This window comes from Mesorhizobium sp. M1006, assembly GCF_040318825.1.
In the GTDB taxonomy this organism is placed as follows: domain Bacteria; phylum Pseudomonadota; class Alphaproteobacteria; order Rhizobiales; family Rhizobiaceae; genus Mesorhizobium.
In genome coordinates this window covers 124,688-148,435 of the sequence record NZ_JAMYMZ010000010.1, presented here as the reverse complement: position 1 = coordinate 148,435, position 23,748 = coordinate 124,688, and the positions used below count along the sequence as shown (strand labels likewise).

The following is a 23,748-nucleotide window of genomic DNA, read 5'->3' as shown; positions in this document are numbered from 1 at the left end:
ATGCATGCCCCGCAATCGGGGCAGAGGTTTGGGACGAACGATATTCTCAGTACGGCGATCGCCTCAGTGACAAGCGTTGCACCCGGAATCTAACTTGTCAAACGCGAGTTATCAGTTAGATTCGCCATATGACAGTATCCTGGACTCCGCACCGCTTTACCGGTGGCATGCTGGCGCTCGATACGGCGAACACCGTCGTTTTGCGGAACGATCCGGAGAAAACTTTCGACCGTTTCGACGATCCGGCCGAGATCGCCCGCTTTGCCGAAGCCGCGAGTGCCTTTCGCGCCGCCGAGCTCGGTGGCAGGCGGCTCGTAGCGCCGGCGCCTGAAAAGATCGCACCGGTGGTGCTGTCGATCCGGGAGACGACCGATCGGCTGTTTCGCGGCGCGGTATCGAAAGGTGCGATCGCGACCGGCGATATGCCGAAATTCTTGGAAGCCTGCGCCGATGGCCTCGCTCATAGCCGCACCGAAATCGGCACGCCTGGAAAACCGTTCGGTGATCCGGCGACGCCGATTGCCTTCGAGGCCGCGCTTGCGGTCTCGGCGTTGTCGCTGCTGCGTAGCGACACCATTGCCAGGCTGAGGATATGTCCGAACTGCAGCTGGCTGTTTGTCGACAAAAGCCGGAATTCCAGCCGCCTCTGGTGCGACATGGCGGTGTGCGGCAACCGCCAGAAGGCAAACCGACACTATCGCCGCCGGACCGCGGCCAGGGAGGTCACCAATGTCTAGAAGATTCTCACGCGCGATGATTGTCGTCGCGGCGTTGTTCGCGGCGGCCGCGCTCGGCGCCTGCCGTGATTCCGGCAAGGACCAGTTGTTCGCCATTTCCGGGAAGCTGTTCGAGTTCAACTACCGGCTGGGTATCGCCACCTATGTCATCACTCTCAATCCGCTGCGGCCGGTGGGTGAGGGGCAGGTCGCTGTGGTCTCCTTCCAGAACCCGGCCGGCGGTGATCCGATCATCGTCACCCAGAAAATATGGCCGAAGCTGCCGCATGTGACGCTCACCAGCCCGCCGCTTACCTGCGTTGTCAAGGACAAGCCCTATGCGGTGTCGATCCGCATCGAGGATTCCAGCGGCAAGTTGCTGCAGAGTTTCGCGACCACTCTGACGTCCTCACTCGACCAGTCGGTCCTGCCCGACCGGCCTCTGGTGGTCGGGCCAGTCTACGAGCTCAACAAGGACCTGGCCGGCCATGTCGACGGCAAGCTGCCCGGTGAACCGAAGCCCAGTTGCCCAAAGGCTGCATGATGCATCACCAGCGGCACTGACCGCCGCCGGAATTTTTCATGCCCGGCCATCCTCCCCGACAGGCGTTTCGTGGCGCCACACGGCCGCGCACGGATCGTTTGTTGCGGACCGCCTGGCACCTTCGATTTTGTTTGACCTCCCCGGCAAGGGAAGAAAGACTGTGGGCACTCGACTCCGACGTTGGCCGCGCACCTCCAGGCGCGGCCTCCGCACAGGAAATGCCTGATGACGCTGCACAATGTCGCGCTCGACGACAAGTTCGACCTGGTAAAGGAGCGGATCTTCCTGTCGGGTGCCCAGGCAGTCATCCGCATCCTTCTGATGCAGCGCGAGCGCGACCGCCGGGCTGGCCTGAACACCGCCGGTTTCGTCTCCGGCTATCGCGGCTCGCCGCTCGGCGGCCTCGACATGCAGCTGTGGAAGGCCAGGAACCAGCTCGCGCAGTCGGACATCGTCTTCCAGCCCGGTCTCAACGAGGAGCTCGCCGCCACCGCCTGCTGGGGCTCGCAGCAGGCCGAATTGCTGGGCGAGGGTACCCATGACGGCGTTTTTTCGGTCTGGTACGGCAAGGGTCCGGGCGTCGACCGCTCCGGCGACGTGTTCCGCCACGCCAATCTCGCCGGGTCGTCGAAACATGGCGGCGTGCTGGCTCTGATGGGTGACGACCACATGGCCGAATCCTCGACCAACGCGCATGCCACCGAGTTCCTGTTCGTCGACACCATGGTGCCGATCCTTAATCCGGCCGGCGTCCAGGAGATCATCGACTACGGCCTCTACGGCTTTGCCATGTCGCGTTTTGCCGGCACCTGGGCGGCGATCAAATGCGTCAAGGACAACATCGAATCGACGGCCTCGGTCGATGCCGCGCTCGAACGGCTGAACATCATCGTGCCGGACTTCGACATGCCGCCCGGCGGCCTCAATATCCGTAACGAGATCGACATGCTCGGCCAGGAGGAGCGGCTGCATGAACACAAGCGCGCCGCCGCTTCGGCCTTCATCCACGCCAATGGGCTGAACCGGATCGTCTATTCGGGCGGCAGCAGCGCCAAGCTTGGCATCGTCACCATCGGCAAGAGTTATCTCGATGTTCGCCAGGCATTGGAGGATATCGGCATCGACGAAGCGGCCGCCAGTCGCATCGGTATCAGGCTGTTCAAGGTCGGCTGCCCGTGGCCGCTCGACCTGCAGCACATCGCCGACTTTGCTCGCGGCCTCGATACCATCGTCGTCGTCGAGGAGAAACGCTCGCTGATCGAGGTGCAACTGCGCGAGAACCTTTACGGCACCGCGACGCAGCCGGTCATCGTCGGCAAGAAGGACGAGCGCGGCGACTGGCTGTTCCCGGCCAAGGGCGCACTCGACCCCAACGATATTGCCATCGCGCTCGGCGAGAGGATTTTGCGAACGATCGGCCCGTCGGAAGAAATCGCCGCGCGGGTGGCGAAGTTGCGCCAGTTCCAGGCGATGCTGGCCGACACGTCAGACATCGCCTCGCGCACGCCCTTCTTCTGCTCCGGCTGCCCACACAATTCCTCGACCAAGGTGCCGGACGGCTCGCTCGCCGCCGCCGGAATCGGCTGTCATTTCATGGCGCTGTGGATGGACCGCAACACCGTCGGCTTCACCGCCATGGGCGGCGAGGGCGCGCAGTGGGTCGGCCAGGCGCCGTTCTCGAAGCGCGAGCACATCTTCCAGAATCTGGGCGATGGCACTTACAACCACTCGGGTGTGCTGGCGATACGCTTCGCGCTGTCGACCGACGCCAACATCACCTACAAGATCCTCTACAATGACGCCGTCGCGATGACCGGTGGGCAGCCGCACGAGGGCGGCCTGACGGTGGACATGATCGCAAGGCAGGTGCGCGCCGAGGGCGTGGAGCGCATCGCCATCGTCACCGACGAGCCGGACAAGTATACCGGCAAGGTGGAATTTCCCGCCGGCGCCACCATCCATCACCGCGACGACCTCGATCTCGTCCAGCGCGAGTTGCGTTCGGTCAAAGGCGTCTCGGTGCTGCTCTACGACCAGACCTGCGCCGCCGAGAAGCGTCGCCGCCGCAAGCGCGGCACCTTCCCCGATCCGGACAAGCGTATCTTCATCAACGAGCTGGTCTGCGAAGGCTGCGGCGATTGCGGCGTGCAGTCGAATTGCGTCTCGATCCAGCCGGTCGAGACCGAATTCGGCCGCAAGCGCAAGATCGACCAGTCGAGCTGCAACAAGGACTTCTCTTGCGTCAACGGTTTCTGCCCCTCCTTCGTCACCGTTCACGGCGCCAAAATCAGGAAAGCCGAAGGCATAGCCGGCGCGGCCGACCCGCTCGCGGGGGTGCCGGCGCCGGCGCAATTTGCGCTCGGTGAACAAGGCTGGGCGGCGATCATCGACGGTGTCGGCGGCACCGGCGTCGTCACCATAGGCGCGGTGCTGGGCATGGCCGCGCACCTGGAAGGCAAGGGCTGCGGCATGATCGACATGGCCGGCCTCGCCCAGAAGGGCGGCTCGGTGTTCACCCATGTCCGCATCGCCCGCACGCCGGACGACATCCACGCCATTCGGGTATCGGCCGGCAAGGCCGATCTCGTGCTCGGCTGCGATCTCGTCGTTTCAGGTGCCAAGAAGGTGTTGGCCGCGGTGCGCGAAGGCCATACCATCTTCCTCGCCAACACTGCCGAGATCATGCCGGGCGAGTTCGCCCGTTCGGCCGATTTCTCGCTGCCCGTCGAGCGGCTGAAGAAGGCGATAAGAACGGCCGCGGGCGACGACAGGACGCATTTCTTCGACGCTACCCGCACCGCCACTGCCCTGTTCGGCAGCTCGCTTGGTGCCAACATGTTCATGCTCGGATTCGCCTTCCAGCATGGCGGCTTGCCGCTGTCGGCGGAGGCGGTCGAGAAGGCGATCGAGCTCAACGGCGAGGCGGTAGCGATGAATGTCGCGGCATTTCGCTGGGGCCGCCGCGCCGCCCACCAGCCGGATTTCGTCCGCAGCCTTCTCGCCCAGCCGGGCAAGGCCACGCAGCATGCCGCCATTGCCGAGACGCTGGACGATATCATTGCTCGCCGCGTCGGCTTCCTGACCGCCTACCAGAACGCCGCCTATGGCAAGCGCTATGCCGACAGACTGGCGGCGCTGCGCAAGGCCGAAACCAATGCTGTGCCCGGGTCGACCGTGGTGACCGAGGCTGCCGCAAAGAACCTGTTCAAGCTGATGGCGATCAAGGACGAATACGAGGTGGCGCGGCTTTATACGGACGGCTCCTTTGCCGCAGAGCTCGCAAAGCAGTTCCAGAGCTACGGCAAGCTTGAATTCCATCTCGCACCGCCGATCATGGGCAGGCGCGGCAGTGACGGGAAGCCGAAGAAATCGAGCTTTGGCCCGTGGATAATGAACGGGTTCCGCCTGCTGGCGGCGATGAAGGGCCTGCGCGGCACCGCTTTCGACCTGTTCGGCTACAGCGCCGAGAGGCGTATGGAGCGGCAGCTTCTTGCCCTCTATGAAGCCGACCTGGAACTTGTCGCCGGCGCGCTGGCGCCGGGCAAGATCGAGGTTGCTGCCGCGCTTGTTTCGGTACCGGCGCTCATCCGCGGCTTTGGCTACGTCAAGCAGGCCAGTGCCGAAAAAGCCGCCGGCGAACGCCAGCGACTGCTCGACCGCCTCTCAACGGCGCCGCTGCGGCCGCAACTTCAAGCCGCCGAATAATTCAGCGCTGTGATACGCCTTGTTTACCTGAACGGTAGTTTCCCTGCTTCCGCCGCGTCACCAATGGATGCTGGCAGGGTTCGAAACGCCGCTCTAAACCTTTCTTAAGGCCAATGTGACACTGCTGGGTTCCCCAGGGTTGGGATCCAGGCGTGAATCTGAGACGAAAAAACGAGATTCCGGTCGACGTTTACATTCCGTTCGTGGAAACGCTGTTTCGCGACGGGTTCACGCTGTCGATCGGCCTTGTTGCGCAGACACTCCTCGTCATTCTGGTCTATTGGAAGACCATGGACTTGGCGTATCTTCTAGTTGCCGCTGGGCTCATCATTGTCGGTACTCTGCGCCTTCGCAACATCCGAAAATACGGGCGACTTCCTTCCCCGACGACGTGGGAAGAAGCCCATGATCGCGAAAACGATTACATAATTTTCGGTTCGATGCATGGTTTCATGCTTGGCGCGTTCTGTTTCGTCAGTATCTATCTGGCAAATGACAGCCACGACAATTATGCCGAAATAGCCTCTGTCTGCGTCACTCTGGCATCGGTCACGTCGATTGCCGGCCGCAATTATGGGTCGCCGCGGATGGTCATGATTTTTATCATAACCACCACATGGCCCATATCGCTTGGCTTTATCCTGCGCGGCGATATCTACCACATCATCCTCGGTCTGATGTCGGCCCCTTTTCTGTTTGCGATCAAGCGGTTCGCCGACATCGTCCGCGAAGTCCTGTTTACCGCCCTGTCGGAGGAAAAGAAGGCGAACCGCATCGCGCAGCGTTTCAACCGCGCGCTCAACACCATGTCGCATGGCCTTGTCATGCTTGGTCCCGACGGCCGGGTGGCGGTGGCCAATGCCGAAGCCGCGCACCTGATGTCGCTCAAATCGGCCGATGCGCTGCTAGGCCGCTCGATCCACGGTCTGCTGATGCGCGGCGCTGCAGGCGGCATGCTGGCGCCGAAAGATTGCCGTTACATCGAAGCCCAGCTGACGCGTGCGTTGCGCGAGGGCCGCGACCGCAAGGTCCTGGTCTCGCTCACCAACGGCCAGCACTATGAATTTTCGGCGCGCGAAGGCAGCCAGGAACTGGGCGTCGTCACTTTCGAGGATGTGACCGCCCGGGTCGAGGCGGAAGACAAGATCCGCTTCATGGCGCGCTACGACAGTCTCACCGGCCTGCCCAACCGCGCCTACTTCCACGAGTTGGTGGTGGAAGCCATGGCCTCAGGGGATCCCGAGCGTCTCTGCGGGCTGGTGGTGCTCGATCTCGATGATTTCAAGAGCGTCAACGACACGCTCGGCCATCCGGTCGGCGACGGATTGATCTACGCCGTTGCCGAGCGGCTGGCGGCAGTCGCTGGGCCAGGCATCACCGTCAGCCGCTTCGGCGGCGACGAGTTCATGATCTTCTTCGAGCGCATCGAGGATGAAAGCCACCTGACCGGCCAGGTTGACGAGATCTTTGTCAATCTACAGGGCGAGGTCGATGTCGCCGGCCACGGATTACGCATCCAGGCCTCCGGCGGCGCGGTGCTGTCGCGGGTCAAGGATACCGACGTTGACGCCATGATCGTCAAAGCCGACCTTGCACTCTACAAGGCCAAGGAGCTTGGCAAGAACGGTTGGCGGCTGTTCGAGGCCTCCATGGATGCTGCCTTCCGCAGCCGTCAGCTGATGAAGGCGGACCTGCGCAGCGCCGTGGAAAACAACGAATTGCGGGTGGTCTATCAGCCGATCGTCGCGATGAGCACGATGCGTATCGCCAGTTGCGAAGCGCTGTGCCGCTGGGATCATCCCGATCTCGGGCCGATTTCCCCCGGTATCTTTATTCCGCTGGCGGAGGAAATGGGGATTATTTCCGACATCAGCACCTTCGTCCTGCATGCGGCCTGCACGGAATGCGCCAAATGGCCGGCCCAGACCAGCGTGTCGGTCAATCTCTCGGCCAAGGATTTCCGCAACCGTGATGTCATCCAGAAGGTTCGCGACGCGCTGGCTGAATCCGGTCTCTCCGCCGGACGTCTGGAGATTGAGGTCACCGAGACGGCGCTGCTCGACGACAAGTCGCTGACACGCCAATATATCGAGGAGTTGAAGCGGCTCGGCGTGCGCATTGCGCTCGACGATTTCGGTACCGGGTATTCGAGCCTCAGCTATCTCCACAAACTGCCGCTCGACAAAATCAAGATCGACCGCTCGTTCCTGATGGATGTCACTCAGAACAGCCGGTCGCTCGAATTGCTCAAGGGCATCGTCAACCTGTCACGGCCGCTGGGACTTTCGGTTACCGTCGAAGGTGTCGAGACCTTCGAACAGCTCAAGATCCTGGCATTGCAGGTCAAGCCGGACCTGGTCCAGGGCTTTCTGTTCGGGTCGGCACTCAGCGCGTCCGGCATCGAGACGATGTCGAGCACCGTCTGGCCCTTTGCCAAGGACATCCAGACGGCAAGGAAGGCGCCGCGGCGCTGACTTCGCGCTGAAAACCCGCGTATTTTAGTATAATTTTATTAATTGTTAACCTTAACGAGCGGTAAACGAGCTCCTACTTATTTTCATCTTTACATCTCATGACCCGTCCGTAGTGTCGGCTGGTGGCGGTAATCGCGGGGAATAGAGTTCATGTGTGCCCAGTTGAGTTCGCTCGGCCATGCGGCGGGCGCTGGTGGGAAAGATGCGTCCGAGACCATGTCCAGCTTCGCGCAACATGTTTATGCGCTGCTTGACCGGACGGAGTACCGACGCTGTGAAAGCGGCGAGGACTTCGAAAACATTTACAGGCTGCGCTACAATTCCTATCGGATGAACGATCTGGTGCCCGAGAATGCGTCTCGTCAGGTCCATGACGAGTTTGACGAACTGCCCAATTGCCATACGTTCGGAATCTATATCGAGGGGCGGCTGGTCAGCACAATGCGCCTGCATAACGTGTCTGCTGATAACGCCACATCACCAGCGCTCAGCGTCTACAAGGACTTGTTGATGCCGCGTCTGGCGGCCGGCGAAGTCTTTATCGACCCGAGCCGTTTTGCCGTGGACGCCGAATGGTCACGGCTTTACCCGCAGATCCCGTATGTGACGCTGCGCCTTGCGGGCATGGCTTGCTTCCATTTCGGCGCGCCTTATTGCATATCCATGATCCGCGAGGACCATGCGGCTTTCTACAAGCGCATCTATCGGGCGCGACCGATTGGCGATGCGCGGCCCTATGCCGGCGTGATCAACTGTTTCGCGCTGCTTTATCAAGCCGATGTCCTGGCGATCAAGAATGAAACCTACGCTCGCTTTCCGTTCTTCCGTTCGACGCCAATGGAGCAGCGCATGTTGTTCGATACGCCCGGTGCCGGCGAACTCGCCCCGCTGACCATCCTGCCCACCGCCAAGTATTTTCGCGAAGCCGCCTGAACGAGCCCATGGAGCCTTCCGGTCGCTTCGGCGTTCTGGGCAAGGGTGCTGGTGGTAGGTCGGCATGGCCGGCATCCACCAAGCATCGCTTCGATAGCCATCCGATCAAAGGAACCGACATGACCATTTCCACGCTCGCCCTTACCCCGCTTATCTCGCTGATTGCAGGCGTGCTGATCCTGGTGATGCCGCGGCTGCTCAATTATATCGTCGCCCTTTATCTGATCGTTGTCGGCCTGCTCGGTCTGTTCCCGCATCTCGCCGGCTAACGATATAGGCAATAGCGGACCTGCCATCCATTGTGATTGGTATCGCCGCGCTTCGCGCAGCGATTTCAAGTTTTGCTTGAGATTGTTGGCTGCGGCGATGCGGCAATAGCGCCATTGCCCTTAACGCGGCTTTTCGCTATGTGCCTGAAAGATGTCTTCGAAGGGGTATTCCAATGGCTGAACACACGCCGACCGGTCCTGTCGAACTAGGCGCGAAGATGGACTATGCCGAGCACGACCGCACCTATGCCGGCTTTGTGATGCTGGCCAAATATGGGTCGCTATTTTGCGCCGCCGTGCTTCTTGCCATGGCGTTCGGCTTCTTTGTGGGCGGCTTCTTCTCGGGGACTATCCTATTCGTGCTGATCCTGGCCATCGGCGCCTTTATTCTCCGATAACTCCTCCAACCTTTGTCGAAGGCGCCGCCGGGGTCGGTCGATGTCTTGCGGTAACAGGGTTCCGGCCGAAAGGATCATGCGGTGGGACAGACGGTTTTCATCCCTCGTGAGCTCGACGCAAACGAGCCGCGCGTCGGGGCCTCCCCCGACACGGTGAAGCGGCTGGCGGCACTGGGTTTCGACGTGATTGTCGAAACCGGCGCCGGCACTGCGTCGCGCATTCCCGACGAGGAGTTCGCCCGGGTGGGCGCCGCGATCGGCAAGGCCGGCGATGCAGCCAGGGCCGATGTCGTGCTGAAGGTGCGCCGGCCCACGGACGCCGAGCTGAAGGGTTACAAGTCCGGCGCCGCTGTCATCGCGATCATGGATCCCTACGGCAACGACGCTGCCGTCGCAGCCCTTGCCAGGGCCGGTGTTACTGCCTTCTCCATGGAGTTCATGCCGCGCATCACCCGCGCCCAGTCGATGGACGTTCTATCCAGCCAGGCCAACCTCGCCGGCTATCAGGCGGTGATCGACGCGGCTGCCGAATATGACCGGGCGTTACCGATGATGATGACGGCGGCCGGCACCGTACCGGCAGCGAAGGCGTTCGTCATGGGCGTCGGCGTCGCCGGTCTGCAGGCCATCGCCACCGCGCGCCGCCTCGGCGCCGTGGTCACCGCCACCGACGTGCGCCCGGCCGCCAAGGAGCAGGTCGCCTCGCTCGGCGCAAAATTCCTGGCCGTCGAGGACGAGGAGTTCAAGGCGGCCGAGACGGCCGGCGGCTACGCCAAGGAAATGTCGAAGGAATACCAGGCCAAGCAGGCGGCGCTGACCGCCGAGCACATCGCCAAGCAGGACATCGTCATCACCACGGCGCTGATCCCCGGCCGTCCGGCGCCGAAGCTGGTCTCGGCGGCGATGGTCGCCTCGATGAAACCCGGCTCTGTGATCGTCGACCTCGCGGTCGAGCGCGGCGGCAATGTCGAGGGCGCCGAAGCCGGCAAGGTGGTGACCACCGCCAACGGGGTAAAGATCGTCGGCCATCTCAATGTTCCCGGTCGCGTCGCCGCCTCCGCTTCGCTTCTCTATGCCAGGAACCTCTATGCCTTCCTCGAGACGCTGGTCGACAAGGCGGCGAAGACGCTTGCCATCAATCACGATGACGAACTGGTCAAGGCGACGATGCTGACCGATGCTGGCAAGATCGTGCATCCGGCTTTCGCAAAGGCTGAGCAGGAGCCGCCAAAGGGCCAATATGTCGAGCCACCGGCCATTCCGGCCAGGACGATGGTTGCCGAGGCTTCGGCGAAGCCGGCTGCGAAGAAAACGGCCGCTTCGAGGAAGCCCAAGACCACCGGAGGGATCGCGTGATGGACCAGACCCTGCAGAAAGCCCTCGACCAGCTCGACCAGGCGACAGCTGCCGTGCGGCTCGCGGTGCAGAACCTGGCGGCCGCGCCCGGCACCGAGGCGGCGGGTGACGCCGCTCACGCGCTGTCCGGCGGTGCCATCGATCCCTTCGTCTTTCGCTTCGCCATCTTTGTCCTGGCGATCTTCGTCGGCTACTACGTCGTGTGGTCCGTCACGCCGGCACTGCACACGCCGCTGATGGCGGTCACCAACGCCATTTCCTCCGTCATCGTCGTCGGCGCGCTGCTGGCCGTCGGCATCTCGGCCTCAGGGCTTGCCACCGGCTTCGGCTTCGTTGCGCTGATGCTGGTATCGGTCAACATCTTCGGCGGCTTCCTCGTCACCCAGCGCATGCTGGCCATGTACAAGAAGAAGGAAAAGTAGGCCGCTATGAACGCCAACTTCGCCTCCTTTCTCTATCTGGTCTCCGGCATCCTGTTCATCCTCGCATTGCGCGGCCTGTCGCATCCGACCACCAGCCGCCAGGGCAACATGTACGGCATGATCGGCATGGGCATCGCCATCGCCACGACGCTGGCGCTGGCGACCCCTTCGGCCGGGCGCTTCGGCCTCATAGTGCTCGGGCTGCTGATAGGCGGCTCGGCCGGTGCGGTCACGGCACGGCGCATTGCCATGACCTCGATGCCGCAGCTGGTCGCCGCCTTCCACTCGCTGGTCGGTCTTGCCGCGGTCATGGTGGCGGCCGCCGCCATCTACGCACCGGAAAGCTTCGGCATCGGCACCGTCGCCGATATTCATGCCCAGGCACTGATCGAGATGAGCCTCGGCGTTGCCATAGGTGCCATCACCTTCACCGGCTCGGTCATCGCCTTTTTGAAGCTCGACGGCCGCATGTCGGGCAAGCCGATCATGATCGGTGGCCGCCACTTCATCAACGCGGCCCTGGGCATTGCGCTGATCGTGCTGATCGTCCTGCTCGTCACCGCCGAGTCCAAGGTGGTGTTCTGGCTGATCGTTGCCGCCTCGCTGGTGCTGGGTGTGCTTCTCATCATCCCGATTGGTGGCGCCGATATGCCGGTGGTCGTATCGATGCTGAATTCCTATTCGGGCTGGGCCGCCGCCGCCCTGGGCTTCACGCTCGGCAATCTGGCGCTGATCATCACCGGCGCGCTGGTCGGCTCGTCGGGCGCCATCCTGTCTTACATCATGTGCAAAGGCATGAACCGGAGCTTCATCTCGGTCATCCTCGGCGGCTTCGGCGGCGAGACATCAGCCATTGCCAATGACGGCATCGAGCGCACGGTCAAGCAGGGCTCGGCCGAGGACGCCGCCTATCTGATGATGAATGCGCAAAAGGTCATCATCGTGCCGGGCTACGGCATGGCCGTCGCCCAGGCGCAGCACGCGCTGCGCGAGATGGCCGACAAGCTCAAGGCCAACGGCGTCGACGTCAAATACGCCATCCACCCGGTTGCCGGCCGCATGCCCGGCCACATGAACGTGCTCTTGGCCGAAGCCAACGTGCCTTATGACGAAGTGTTCGAGCTGGAGGACGTCAACTCTGAGTTCGCGCAGGCCGACGTCGCCTATGTCATCGGCGCCAACGACGTCACCAATCCCTCGGCCCGTGACGACAAGTCGTCACCGATCTACGGCATGCCGATCCTCGATGTCGACAAGGCCCGCACCTGCCTGTTCGTCAAGCGCTCGCTCGGCTCCGGCTATGCCGGCATCGACAACACGCTGTTCTACAAGGACGGCACCATGATGCTGCTCGGCGACGCCAAGAAGATGACCGAGGAGATCGTCAAAGCGATAGATCACTGAAACGGCGTCGCTGCCAACTCACTGCCGATCGTCGAATACAGCCCGGCTCCGCACCGGGCTTTTTCTTGGCTGCTACCGGTTCTGAAGCTACGATGCCGACCCGTCGTCTTGCTAACGGCGTCATCGTGGAGGTGCTGGTGCCCGACCCTGGTTCTGCTGCATTGCCGGCCGCCGATCTGACCGCAGCAGAGAAGGCGCCACGCAAGCGCAGCCAGGCGGTAGTGGTCGTGCACGGCATGGGCGAGCAGCGTCCCATGGACACGTTGAGGGAGTTTGTCCAGGCCGTATGGAGCCACGATCCGGCCCGTGCACCGTTCTATGCCCATGTCCCCGATCCGGCCGACCCGATGGGTGCGAAGATCAACCAGAGCTGGATCACGCCCGACAGCCGGACCAATTCGCACGAACTCCGCCGGATCACCACGCCCTATGATGTCGATGGCCGCCGCACCGATTTCTACGAGCTTTACTGGGCCGACATCACCCAGGGCACGACCCGAAGCCGCCTTGCTGCCTGGGTGACGACCCTGCTCTGGCGCAAGCCGGCCGATATTCCGCGCGATGTGCTCAAACTCTATGTCGTCACGCTTTTGGCCACCATCGTCGTCCTCGGCGCGGCGCTGGCGCTCGCAACGTCGACCTGGCAAGGCTACATCTCCTGGACGACCGGTGTGCTTGTCACGGTTCTGGCGTCGTTCGTCATCTGGTCGGTGGACCAGTTTGGCTTGCCTTATTTCGGCGACGTCGCCGCCTATGTGCGGGCCGAAGCGGCAACGGTCGAGAAGCGGGCGCTGGTCCGCGAGCGTGGCCTCAAGCTGCTGAAGCGTCTCATGATGGACGATGCCTATGACCGCATCGTGCTGGTCTCGCACAGCCTCGGGTCGATCATCGCCTATGATCTCTTGCAGATATTGTGGGCCGATTTCAGGCCTAGAAAGTTGGAAGCCATTCGCGACAAAGCGAGGCTGAAGGCGATCCACGCCGTCGACAAGGCGACGCTGGCCGCCGATGCCTCCGCTTGGCCCGACAGCCTCGATGACCTCCCCGCATTCCGGCGCAGCCAATGGGAGCTCTACCGGCAGCTTCGCGTCGGCGACGCCGATCATCCGCTGCCGTGGAAGATCAGCGATTTCGTCACGCTCGGCAGTCCGCTGACCCACAGCGAGTTTCTGGTGACCTACAACCTCGCCGAATTCAGGCGCGGCATCGCCGAGCGCCTGTTTTCGGCATGCCCGCCGATCGCCGACAGGGCGGCGAGCGGGACCATGCTCTACCAGGAAGGGCGCAGCCATTCCGGCAAGCCGCAGCGGGCGGTGCATCATGGCGCGGTGTTTGCCGCGACACGCTGGACCAATATTTTCGACAGGGGCAATGGCTGGCTGACCGGCGACCCGATTTCAGGGCGGATGACGGAAAATTTTGGTCCCGGCGTGGAAAACATCCAGGTCGAGCTGCGCGGCTCGGGCGGCCGCGTCTTCACGCACAGGCTCTACTGGTCGCTGACGGCGAGCGGCGTCGAGGTCAACGCGCCGGCCGGCGTACAGCCGCGCTCGCACCTTGCCGTGCTGCGCGATGCGGTCGATCTCGGCCGCAAACTGGAAGCTGAGCTGTAGGCGGCAAGCAATGCGCGGCGGCAGTTCAAAGCAAGGTCCCCTTCGGGCGTAATCTTCCCGAAGCGGACCGAGTTCGCTTAGTCACCGATCAACGATTGGTCAGGAAAATCGCTTCCTCGTCGTCGCGCTGCCTGCCGCCAAGTGCTGCAGCCGCGCTGGCAATGAAGGCCCCGACGACCAGCGACAGCGCGCCAATCAACGAGAAGGTCGCGCCTGCCTTTCTGGCGGTGTCGGCCGCCTGCTGGGCCTTGACCTTGGCGTCCTGCGCTCTGGCGATTACCGCATCGACGCGAGCGGTGGCATCCGCTTCGGACAGGCCTGTGCGGGCGGCCACCAGCCGCGACAGATAGGTCTTGTCGTCGGCCGATATTTCGCCTGCTGCGGCACTCGCGACTAGAATGCGCGATGCCTGCGCCGTTGCCGCGGCGTCGCTCTCCGGGTTGGCGGCAGCGAGCCTTGCCGGATCGGCCGGGCGGAACAGCGTATCGACGAAATACCATGTGGCGTTGTCGGTCGAGGCGCTACCCGCGTTTGCAGCAGCGCCTGCCGAAGCGCCCATTGCCGCGCCCGATGCCACAGTCGAAGCAGCCTGGACACCGGTACCTATCGCGGCCGAAAGCGCCGTGCCGAGCACGCCGGCGACGAGCAGCGTCGCCAGCGCCCAGGCCAGGAAGCCGTGAGCGGTATCGCGGAAGAAGACTTCATCGGTGTGGATGCCGACCCATTTGGTGCGCAGGCGTCCGGCGAGGTAGCCGCCCAGGGCCGACGACAGCCACTGCACGACGATCAGCCAGACGGCGGTGGAAACGGCGAAAGTGGTGACTGACGCACCCGAGCCGGACCATGGCGACACCATGCTCAGCCCAAGCCCGGAGCCGAGCAGCATCAAGATGAAGGTAAGCGTTGACGCAGCAAAGGCGCCGGCGACGATTGGCCCCCAGCTGACAGCAGTGGAAGCGGATTCCGTCGGGGCGGAAACGTCGACAGCTGTTACGGTGGACTGCATCGAAGCCTCCCTACCGTGCGAACAGCATGATCAGAATAATGATCGGAATTGGGACTCCGAGAAGCCAGAGCAAAATGCCACGTCCCATGGATGCCTCCTGCGGCGATTGTGATCAACTACAATGCCTTGAAAGCCTTTCCGTTCCGGCGGTCCTGGTGATCTTTGTTGCGTTGCAGCAGTCGTATTGGTGCGCCAAGGCGCACCAATACACTTCATGCCTGCTGGCTGGGTATCTGGATGGCGGCTCAGATGTCCAGATTGGCAACCGACAGCGCGTTTTCCTGGATGAATTCGCGCCTTGGCTCGACCTCGTCGCCCATCAGCCGTGAAAACAAGCTGTCCGCATCAGTCGCGTCATTGACCTTGACCTGTAACAGCGAGCGCACATTCGGGTCGAGCGTCGTTTCCCAGAGCTGCTCGGCGTTCATTTCGCCAAGGCCCTTGTAGCGCTGCATGGTCAGGCCCTTGCGGCCGGTGGCAAACACGGCATTGAGCAGTGCCAGCGGCCCCGAAATGGTTTCCGAGACATCCTTGCGGCGCAGCACCGGCGGCTCGCCGTAGATTTCCGCCAGGCGCGGCGCATAGCGGTCGAGCTGGCGTGCGTCGGCGGAATTGATCAATGCCAGGTCGAGATGCGCGAACTCCTTGACGCTGCGCACCGTTCGCTCGAAGACATAGCCGCCAATGCCCTCGTTCGAGGTCGACATGCGGCCGATCCAGCCGCGCTCGGTGTCCTCGGCGATAATGTCGAGACGACGGGCAACACGCTCGGCCGTTTCGTTGGCGCGGCGGAGGTCGGTGAAGATCTCCGGGTTGAGCGCGCCGGCAATCGCTGCCTGCTCGACCACGCCTCTGTTATAGCGCGTGTGCAATCCGTTGATGAGCTGGCGGACAGCCAAGGCGTCGTCGATGGCGCTGCGCAGGTCCTGTCCAGCCCGCACCTCGCCTGTGCTGAGCGCAAGCGACGCTTCTTCCAGCCCGGAGCCGATCAGGAATTCCTCGAAGGCGGCTTCGTCCTTGATGTATTGCGAGCTCTTCCCGCGCGTCACCTTGTAGAGCGGCGGCTGCGCGATGTAGAGATGCCCGCGTTCGATCAGTTCCGGCATCTGCCGGAAGAAGAAGGTCAGCAGCAAGGTGCGGATGTGGGCGCCGTCGACATCGGCGTCGGTCATCAGGATGATCTTGTGGTAGCGCAGCTTGTCGGCGTTGAACTCGTCCTTGCCGATCGAGGTGCCGAGCGCGGTGATCAGCGTGCCGATCATGTCGGAGCCGAGCATGCGGTCGAAGCGGGCGCGCTCGACATTGAGGATCTTGCCGCGCAGCGGAAGAATGGCCTGGTTCTGGCGCGAACGGCCGCCCTTGGCCGAGCCGCCGGCGCTGTCGCCCTCGACGATAAAGATCTCGGATTTCGCCGGATCGCGCTCCTGGCAATCGGCCAGCTTGCCGGGCAGCGAGGTGACGCCGAGCGAACTCTTGCGGGTGATGTCGCGTGCCTTGCGCGCGGCTTCGCGCGCGGCAGCGGCCTGGATGACCTTCTCGATGACCGCCTTGCCCTCGGTCGGGTGCTCCTCGAGCCAGGTGCCGAGCGCTTCGTTGACAAGCCCTTCGACCACCGGGCGGACCTCGGACGACACCAGCTTGTCCTTGGTCTGCGAGGAGAATTTCGGGTCGGGAACCTTGACCGACAGCACCGCGGTCAGCCCTTCGCGGCAATCATCGCCGATCAGCGCCACTTTTTCCTTCTTGGTCAGGCCCGAGGAGTCGCCATAGCCGGTTATCTGGCGCGTCAGCGCACCGCGGAAGCCTGCCAGATGCGTGCCGCCGTCGCGTTGCGGGATGTTGTTGGTGAAGGCCAGCACGTTCTCGTGGTAGCTGTCATTCCACCACATGGCGACTTCAACCGTGATGCCGTCGCGCTCGGCGCGGATCGAGATCGGCTTGTCGAGCAACGGCTTCTTCGTCCGGTCGAGATATCGGACGAACTCTTCCAGCCCGCCATCGTAGTGCAGTTCATGGCGCACGATGTCGGCATGGCGGGCATCGGTCAAAACGATGCGCACGCCGGAGTTCAGGAAGGCGAGCTCGCGCAGCCGATGCTCCAGCGTACCGTAGTCGAATTCGACCATGGTGAACGTCTCGGACGACGGCAAAAACGTGATTTCGCTGCCGCTGCGCCCTTCATAGGTGCCGGGGACCTTGTCTTGTTCATAACTGCCGGTGATCCGCAGCGGCGCGTCGGCATTGCCATGCGTGAAACTCATCTCGTAGATCTGGCCGTTGCGGCGGATCTTCAGTTTCAGCCAGGCCGACAGGGCGTTGACGACCGACACGCCGACGCCGTGCAGGCCGCCTGAGACCTTGTAGGAGTTCTGGTCGAACTTGCCGCCGGCATGCAGCTGCGTCATGATCACTTCGGCCGCTGAAATGCCTTCGCCGGTGTGGATATCGGTCGGAATGCCGCGGCCATTGTCGATGACCGTCACCGATCCGTCCGGATTGAGCGTCACCGTCACCAGGTCGGCATGGCCGGCCAGTGCTTCGTCGATGGCGTTGTCGACCACCTCATAGACCATGTGGTGCAGGCCCGAGCCGTCGTCGGTATCGCCGATATACATGCCCGGCCGCTTGCGAACGGCATCCAAGCCCTTCAAAACCTTGATGGAATCGGCGCCGTATTCGGCTTCAACGCCGTTGGCGATGTCGGTCTGGTCGCTCATGAAAACCTGTCTGATTGATGCCGTGTGCAGAGCGCGAAAAATCGGCTTCGAATCGCGCATTCCTAATGTCGTAGATATAGGCGCAAAAGGCGGTTTTTCCAAGGTTTGCAGGCATTTCGGAACGGAATGACCATCGCGTGAGCAGGCTATCGGCGCCTGGCTTCGATCCTGGCCAGCCGCTCACGTAAAAACTTGATCATGAACTTGTGGCGCGGTGCCAACCGCCCGCTCCGGTCGAGCTCGAGCGTCATGTCGAGCGCCTTGGAAAGCACAGCCTTCGGGTCCTTTGCGACTTGGGCGTAGTCGATATAGGCGACCACCAGGTCGCGCTGCCAGGTGGCGTTGTCCGGATCGGACCGGGCAAGTTTCTCGCGAATGGCCAGGCTGTCCTGAAGGGCTTGCCGGGCGCCCCTGACGTCGCGCTGCCTGAGGCGCAGCGTGGCGACTTCGGACAGCGTTATCGACAAGTCCCGCTGCCAGTCGGAATTGGCGGGATCGAGCTTGGCCAGCCTCTGCGCAATCGCGTAGCTGTCCAGATAGGCTTTCAGCGCGCCTTTGTGGTCGCCCTGTATGGCCAGGATGCCGGCGACTTTCTCGATGCACACGGACAGGTCACGCTGCCATTCGGTGTTGTTCGGGTCGCCGGCGGCGAGCGCGCTGGCCTGCGAAAGTGCCTCACGATAAGCCGAAAGTGCCGCCGGCCAATTCTGCTGGTCGCTCAGCGCATTGCCGATCTTGGCGTTGCCGACCGACAGGTCGCGCTTCAACTCGGTGTCGTCCGGATCGCGTTTCGCCAGTTGCTTGACGATCGCCAGACCTTCCTTGTAGGCCGCCAGCGCCCCGGCGGCGTCGCCGCGTTCGCGCAGCAGGTCGCCTATCGTATCGTGGCTGACCGAGACGTCACGCTGCCGGTCGGCGTCTCCCGGTCTGTCCGCCGCCAGCGCCAGCCGCACCTTCAGGCTCTCTTCATAGGCCGCCTGTGCGTTGTCCAGTTGGCCTGCGATATGGGCAAGGTGACCGATCTCATCGTAGGTGATGGTCAGGTCGCGCTGCAGTTCGGCACGGTCTGGCTCTCCGGCGGCGAGCTGTTTCTTGATCGACAGGCTTTCCTGGTAGACCTCTGCGGCGCCGGCCAGGTCGCCTTGTGTCGCCAATACGTTGCCGATCTTGTCGTCGGTCATGGCGAGGTCGCCGAACCACTCCAGATTAGCCGGTTCTGCCTCGGTCAGGCCCTGCAGAATGGTCTTGGCCGTCTCATAATTCTGCAGCGCTGTCGGCAGATTGCCTTGCGCCATTCGCACGTTGCCGAGCTTGACGTGGCTGACGGCGAAGTCGCGCTTCACGTTGGGATCGGTTTCATGATGCGACCGCCGCTCAAGATCGGCTTGCAGCGCCTCGAAGGCGCGGCCGGCCGCATCGATATTGCCGATCGTGGTATAGAGCTTGCCGAGCTCGTCCAGCGTGCGGATCAAGCGGTCGGCATCGTCGAGCGACAGCACCACCTGTCCGGCTTCGCCATAAAGCGCGAGCACGGACTCATAGTCCTTGATGGCTGCGGCGTAGTCGAGGTCGGCGCGCGCCGCCCCGCCGGACAAATAGCGCGTTGCGGCCTCGGAGAGCGTGCGGCTGACGAAATTGGCCTTCAAAGCGTTGCGAGAGACACTGTCGATCTCGGCTGCCTCGGCGAGCTTTTTCCGCGCCACATCGAACGCTCCCAGCGAAAGCTGCTCTTCGGCCTGCCGGCGCAACGCCGACACTCTGAGATCGTCGGATCCAAGCGTCTGCATTTCGCTCCGCACCTTGACGAAGGCGTCGGCTGCCTCACGCAGCCTGGCGTTCAGACTGTCCGCGGAGAGGTGGCCGGCATCGGAACTGATCAACGCGCCATAGAGCGGTGCCAGCGGCATGTCGGCGTCGCTGGCGATCTTCTCCACTTCGCCGCGCATCTGAGGCGTCACCTCGGCCATGGCCAGCAACAGGCGTTCGCGTTCCGGCAATTTCTCCTTGGCCGAGGCGGCAAAGAACAGCTGCGGCAGGCCGCTCTCGACATAGGGCAATTGCTTGCCACGCGAGAGGTCGTAAACCTCCTGCTGCACGAGCGTCAGCACGGAGCGGATCTCGAGACCTTCGGTGCCGAGGTATTTCGTCAGCGCCGCGGTAAACGGCGAATTCTGGTCCGTCCCATCCGCGGCGGTCTCGCCGGGCGCCGCCGAGAAGGCAAACAGGATGTTTTCTGCCCGCCCGATGCGGCCAAGACCCGGCCGGACCTTGTCGCTGACCTCTTTTACCAGCGCCGTTGCGCCGCGGCCTTCGCCGCCCGTAGCCGCAAACGGATCGCTGCGGCAGGCATCGAGCACGATCAGTCCGACCTTGCTGGTGGCGGCGACGGTCGCGCGGATCTCCTCCAGCGGCAGGCTGGTCCGTTCCAGCGTAGCGAGCGACGACGCGTCTGCATCGACCGGCAGGAGCCGATTCTCGCCGGCTATCTCGACGCCGTGGCCGGAGAAGAACACCAGTGCCACGTCGGCGCCTTTGGCATCCTCGCGGAAATCGTCAAGCGCCCGGCGCATGCGCCGCAGGTCGCGGTTGGTTTCGAGGAAGACCTCGAAACCGAGCTTCCTCAGCACCGTTTCCATGATCTCGCCGTCATTGACGGGATTGGCGAGCGGCCGGATCAGCCGGTAGTCGTTCTCGGCGATGACCAGCGCAGCGCGCCGTTCCGCCATTGCAGCGGAGGCCGTCGAGAGGATCAGCAGCAAGGCAAACAGAAAACGCAAATCGAACCGCCCCGGCCCGGTCATTTGCCGGAGCATTCCATCTCTTTATGGCATGAGCAAGTTATGGCATCGGCCAGTTCGGCCGTTCGCGTTGTTAGCTGGCGCGCATCGGCCTCAGCGCTTCGCTCCAGCGGAACAGCTCGTCCAGCATGGTCCTGGCCCCGCCGAGCACCTGCTCGCTGGGCAGGAAGGCGCCGGTCTCGTCGAGCAGCTTCTGGTACATCGGCAGCGCCACGCCTTCCGGAATCGTCATGACACCGACGGCGGTCAGCAACGGTTTGACCGCCTGCGCCGCTCGCAAACCGCCGGAGACACCGCCGTAGCTGAGGATGGCGGCCGGCTTGTATCGCCATTCCCTGAGCAGGTAGTCGACCGCGTTGACGATCGCGGGAGCGGTGAAATAATTGTATTCCGGCGCTACGAAGACGAATGCGTCGGCTGCGTCGATTGCTTTCGACCAGGCTTTCGTGTGGCTGTTTTCGTATTTGCCGAGTCTCGGATGATGCGGCTCGTCCAGCACCGGCAGGTTGAATGCGGCGATGTCAGTGAGCACCGGCTCGAATTTGCCATGCTCGCGCGCAAAGCTCTCCAGCCACTTTGCGAAAGCGGGCCCGGCGCGGCCCGGCCGCGTGCTGCCGATGATGACGTTCAACTGGTGCTTCAAGGCAGGCTCCCGCCGGTTCTGACATCTGTGGTGCTGCCACCTAAGACACGCAGCCGGACACAGCAAGCAGGCACTTTCCGGTGCCCGGGTCACATTCCAGACAGCGGATGCATCACCTTGTCGTCCGCTCACATGGACGCCTGCCTTGCCCGCCACTACATTGAGGTGTCAGCGGAGCAAGTCATGGACAGTCAGCCCGTCCCCTTCGTCCCGCCGGCGCCGAAGCCGCGCACCGCGCCGCCCTCGACGCTGGAGATGATCCGCATCGTCTACCGCAATCCGCTCGAACTGTGGGGCGAGCCGACCTACAACGAGCCCTGGATTTCGGTGACCGGCATCGGCGGGCCGCTGGTCATCGCCAACGACCCCGGTCTCATTCGCCACGTGCTGGTCGATAACGCCAAGAACTACAAGATGGCGACGGTTCGCCAGCTGATCCTGCGGCCGATCCTGCGCGACGGCTTGCTGACCGCCGAGGGCGAGGTGTGGAGGCGTTCACGCAAGGCCATGGCGCCGGTGTTCACGCCGCGCCATATCTTCGGTTTTGCCGAGCCGATGCTGAGGCGCACGCGGGAGTTCGTCACGCGCTACGAGGGCGGCGGCACGTTCGACATCGCTCACGACATGACGCTGCTTACCTTTGACATCCTGGCCGAGACGCTGTTTTCCGGTGAGATTTCAGGCGAGCCGGGCAGCTTTGCCAAGGAGATCGACCGCCTGTTCGAGACCATGGGTCGGGTCGATCCGCTCGACCTGTTGCGGGCACCCGATTGGCTGCCGCGTCTGACCCGCATCCGCGGCCGCAAGACAATGGCCTACTTCCGCAAGATCGTCACCGACACGGTGCAGATGCGCGAGGCGCGGTTGAAGCGTGATCCGGACACGGTGCCGCAGGATTTTCTCACGCTGCTGTTGAAAGCGGAGGGACCGGGCGGGCTGACCCGGGCCGAGGTCGAGGACAACATCATCACCTTTATCGGCGCCGGCCACGAGACTACGGCCAGGGCGCTCGGCTGGACGCTCTACTGCCTTGCCGAAGCGCCGTGGGAGCGCGAAAAGATCGAGCACGAGATCGATGCCGTGCTGGCGCGTGAGCCCGACCCGACGAAATGGCTCGACGCCATGCCGCTCACCCGTGCCGCCTTCGAAGAGGCGCTCAGGCTCTATCCGCCGGCGCCATCGATCAACCGCGAACCGATCGAGCCCGAAACCTGGAACGGCCTCTACATACCGCGACGTGCCGCGGTGCTGGTGATGCCGTGGGTCGTCCACCGCCATCGCAAGCTGTGGGACAGGCCCGACGCCTTCATGCCGGAACGCTTCCATCCGGGAAACCGCGAGAAGATCGACCGTTTCCAGTATTTGCCGTTCGGCGCCGGGCCTCGCGTCTGCATCGGCGCCAGCTTTGCCATGCAGGAGGCAATCATCGCGTTGGCGATCATGCTGTCGCGCTACCGTTTCGACGCCACCGCGGAAACCCGCCCCTGGCCGGTGCAGAAGCTGACGACGCAGCCGCAAGGCGGCCTGCCGATGCAGGTCACCCGGCGCGCCTCGTAGGCAACCGACGTCCGTTTGTATTATGCGGCGGACTTGCGTTGGAACTGGCCGGCGGCGCGGTAGCGCCAGAGATAGCTGGGCAGGATGGTTCCGATCGACCGTGGCTGGATCCCGAGGCCGGCGAGCGTCCGGTTGTCCTTGACGGCGGCTTCCGACACGACATTGTGCTGGCGCAACAGCAGGACCTGGTCCTTGGTCAACAACGGATTGGGCAACAGCCCGAGAATTGATGCCTGGAGGTTCGCCAGCCACCATGGCACGGGCAGCAAAAACCGCTTGCGTCCGATGATGATAAGCAGCTGTTGCATGCATTCCTTGAAGGTAAGCACTTGCGGCCCGCCGAGTTCATATATCCGGCCGCCCTGGACCTTGCCGTCGACCGAATGCGCCACCGCTTCGGCGACGTCGCCGACATAGACCGGCTGGAATCTCGTCTGCCCGCCGCCGATCAGCGGCAGCACCGGGGAAAAGCGGGCCATGTTGGCAAAGCGGTTGAAGAAACCGTCCTCCGGCCCGAAATTGATCGATGGCCGCAAGATCACGGCGTCTTGGACCGTCTCCAGAACAGCCTTTTCGCCGAGCGCCTTGGTACGCGCGTAGTCCGATTGCGCGTGGAGATCCGCTCCCAGAGCCGAGATGTGGGTGAGGCCGGCGCCGACGGCGCGCGCCGCTTCAGCGACAGCGCGCGCGCCGAATTCGTGGACGGCAGTGAATTTCTGCCGGCCGGCCTCATGCGCGATCGCAACCAGATTGACGACATGGTCCGCGCCTTGCACGGCGCGGTCGACCGACCAGCGCACCCGGACATTGGCCTGCACCGGCTGGATCTGCCCGACATTGCCGAGCGGCTGCAGGTGGCCGGCGAGATCGGGCCGACGGCAGGCAACCCGGATGCGGTAGCCGCGCTTGGCCAGCGCCCGCACGACATGACGACCGACAAAGCCGGAGCCGCCGAACACGACGACGAGCTTTGGGGTCTGCAGGATTTCGGTCATGGCTGGCTCCGGCGGGCTATCCAGATGGTTTGGTTTGAAGCCGTTTCATAGTCGGTTTCGCGCCAAAGGCAAAGGGTGACCATCGGTCGCCCGGCATTGTTGAAGCATGATTTCCAGTATCCGTTGGAAACGGCAGAAAACCCGCCGACGCCGGGCTTTAGGGTAACTCCATTCGGGACAGGAACCTTTGTTCCGGCC

At 63.1% G+C, this 23,748-nt stretch carries 17 protein-coding genes; 12 read left to right on the top strand and 5 right to left on the bottom strand.

From position 1 onward, the window contains the following. The first annotated feature begins 128 nt into the window (after positions 1 to 128). The 11 genes from NKH60_RS12535 to NKH60_RS12485 all read left to right on the top strand — a co-directional run bounded on the left by NKH60_RS12535 (position 129) and on the right by NKH60_RS12485 (position 13,834). Positions 129 to 737: a CGNR zinc finger domain-containing protein gene (locus tag NKH60_RS12535; RefSeq protein ID WP_352469881.1), complete on the top strand. Its 609-nt coding sequence runs from the start codon at positions 129 to 131 to the stop codon at positions 735 to 737. Then, positions 730 to 1,260, top strand: a complete 531-nt coding sequence (locus tag NKH60_RS12530; RefSeq protein ID WP_352452209.1) for a hypothetical protein — start codon at positions 730 to 732, stop codon at positions 1,258 to 1,260. Before NKH60_RS12535 ends, NKH60_RS12530 begins: the two co-directional genes overlap by 8 nt. Positions 1,261 to 1,485: 225 nt before the next feature. Then, positions 1,486 to 4,965: an indolepyruvate ferredoxin oxidoreductase family protein gene (locus NKH60_RS12525; protein WP_352872285.1), complete on the top strand. Its 3,480-nt coding sequence runs from the start codon at positions 1,486 to 1,488 to the stop codon at positions 4,963 to 4,965. A 152-nt stretch (positions 4,966 to 5,117) separates the two neighbouring features. Next, positions 5,118 to 7,439 carry a putative bifunctional diguanylate cyclase/phosphodiesterase gene (locus NKH60_RS12520; protein ID WP_352452207.1) on the top strand — a complete coding sequence of 774 codons (2,322 nt, stop codon included), beginning with the start codon at positions 5,118 to 5,120 and terminating at the stop codon, positions 7,437 to 7,439. 150 nt (positions 7,440 to 7,589) lie between these two features. Next, the gene (locus NKH60_RS12515; protein ID WP_352469883.1) at positions 7,590 to 8,372 is read left to right on the top strand and encodes an N-acyl amino acid synthase FeeM domain-containing protein; all 783 of its coding nucleotides are present in this window, start codon (positions 7,590 to 7,592) and stop codon (positions 8,370 to 8,372) included. Positions 8,373 to 8,491: 119 nt separating this feature from the next. Continuing rightward, on the top strand, positions 8,492 to 8,641 hold the full coding sequence (locus tag NKH60_RS12510; protein WP_013528205.1) for a DUF3096 domain-containing protein: 150 nt from the start codon (positions 8,492 to 8,494) through the stop codon (positions 8,639 to 8,641). Between the two features lie 173 nt (positions 8,642 to 8,814). Further along, the gene (locus NKH60_RS12505; RefSeq protein WP_023676259.1) at positions 8,815 to 9,039 is read left to right on the top strand and encodes an aa3-type cytochrome c oxidase subunit IV; all 225 of its coding nucleotides are present in this window, start codon (positions 8,815 to 8,817) and stop codon (positions 9,037 to 9,039) included. Between the two features lie 81 nt (positions 9,040 to 9,120). Next, complete coding sequence (locus NKH60_RS12500; protein ID WP_352767303.1) at positions 9,121 to 10,395, top strand: Re/Si-specific NAD(P)(+) transhydrogenase subunit alpha; 1,275 nt, start codon at positions 9,121 to 9,123, stop codon at positions 10,393 to 10,395. After that, positions 10,395 to 10,817 (top strand): NAD(P) transhydrogenase subunit alpha part 2, encoded by a 423-nt coding sequence (locus tag NKH60_RS12495; RefSeq protein ID WP_036238371.1) that lies wholly within the window; start codon positions 10,395 to 10,397, stop codon positions 10,815 to 10,817. Before NKH60_RS12500 ends, NKH60_RS12495 begins: the two co-directional genes overlap by 1 nt. A 6-nt stretch (positions 10,818 to 10,823) precedes the next feature. Then, the gene (locus tag NKH60_RS12490; RefSeq protein WP_352872281.1) at positions 10,824 to 12,221 is read left to right on the top strand and encodes an NAD(P)(+) transhydrogenase (Re/Si-specific) subunit beta; all 1,398 of its coding nucleotides are present in this window, start codon (positions 10,824 to 10,826) and stop codon (positions 12,219 to 12,221) included. 92 nt (positions 12,222 to 12,313) lie between these two features. Continuing rightward, positions 12,314 to 13,834 carry a hypothetical protein gene (locus tag NKH60_RS12485; protein WP_352872279.1) on the top strand — a complete coding sequence of 507 codons (1,521 nt, stop codon included), beginning with the start codon at positions 12,314 to 12,316 and terminating at the stop codon, positions 13,832 to 13,834. 88 nt (positions 13,835 to 13,922) lie between these two features. Here the strand turns inward: NKH60_RS12485 and NKH60_RS12480 are convergent, their stop codons facing one another. The 4 genes from NKH60_RS12480 to NKH60_RS12465 form a co-directional block, all read right to left on the bottom strand. Beyond that, on the bottom strand, positions 13,923 to 14,840 hold the full coding sequence (locus tag NKH60_RS12480; RefSeq protein ID WP_352767297.1) for a hypothetical protein: 918 nt from the start codon (positions 14,838 to 14,840) through the stop codon (positions 13,923 to 13,925). A 245-nt stretch (positions 14,841 to 15,085) separates the two neighbouring features. Continuing rightward, on the bottom strand, positions 15,086 to 17,557 hold the full coding sequence (gene gyrB / locus NKH60_RS12475; RefSeq protein WP_352453677.1) for a DNA topoisomerase (ATP-hydrolyzing) subunit B: 2,472 nt from the start codon (positions 17,555 to 17,557) through the stop codon (positions 15,086 to 15,088). A 146-nt stretch (positions 17,558 to 17,703) separates the two neighbouring features. Further along, positions 17,704 to 20,370, bottom strand: coding sequence for a caspase family protein (locus NKH60_RS12470; RefSeq protein ID WP_352872275.1), 2,667 nt, complete (start codon positions 20,368 to 20,370; stop codon positions 17,704 to 17,706). 58 nt (positions 20,371 to 20,428) lie between these two features. Continuing rightward, the gene (locus NKH60_RS12465; RefSeq protein WP_352872273.1) at positions 20,429 to 20,998 is read right to left on the bottom strand and encodes an NADPH-dependent FMN reductase; all 570 of its coding nucleotides are present in this window, start codon (positions 20,996 to 20,998) and stop codon (positions 20,429 to 20,431) included. A gap of 183 nt (positions 20,999 to 21,181) precedes the next feature. Here NKH60_RS12465 and NKH60_RS12460 point away from each other — a divergent pair, with 183 nt between their 5' ends. Then, positions 21,182 to 22,555: a cytochrome P450 gene (locus NKH60_RS12460; RefSeq protein WP_352872271.1), complete on the top strand. Its 1,374-nt coding sequence runs from the start codon at positions 21,182 to 21,184 to the stop codon at positions 22,553 to 22,555. A 20-nt stretch (positions 22,556 to 22,575) separates the two neighbouring features. Here the strand turns inward: NKH60_RS12460 and NKH60_RS12455 are convergent, their stop codons facing one another. Further along, the gene (locus tag NKH60_RS12455) at positions 22,576 to 23,550 is read right to left on the bottom strand and encodes a complex I NDUFA9 subunit family protein (RefSeq protein WP_352872269.1); all 975 of its coding nucleotides are present in this window, start codon (positions 23,548 to 23,550) and stop codon (positions 22,576 to 22,578) included. Positions 23,551 to 23,748: the final 198 nt, after the last annotated feature.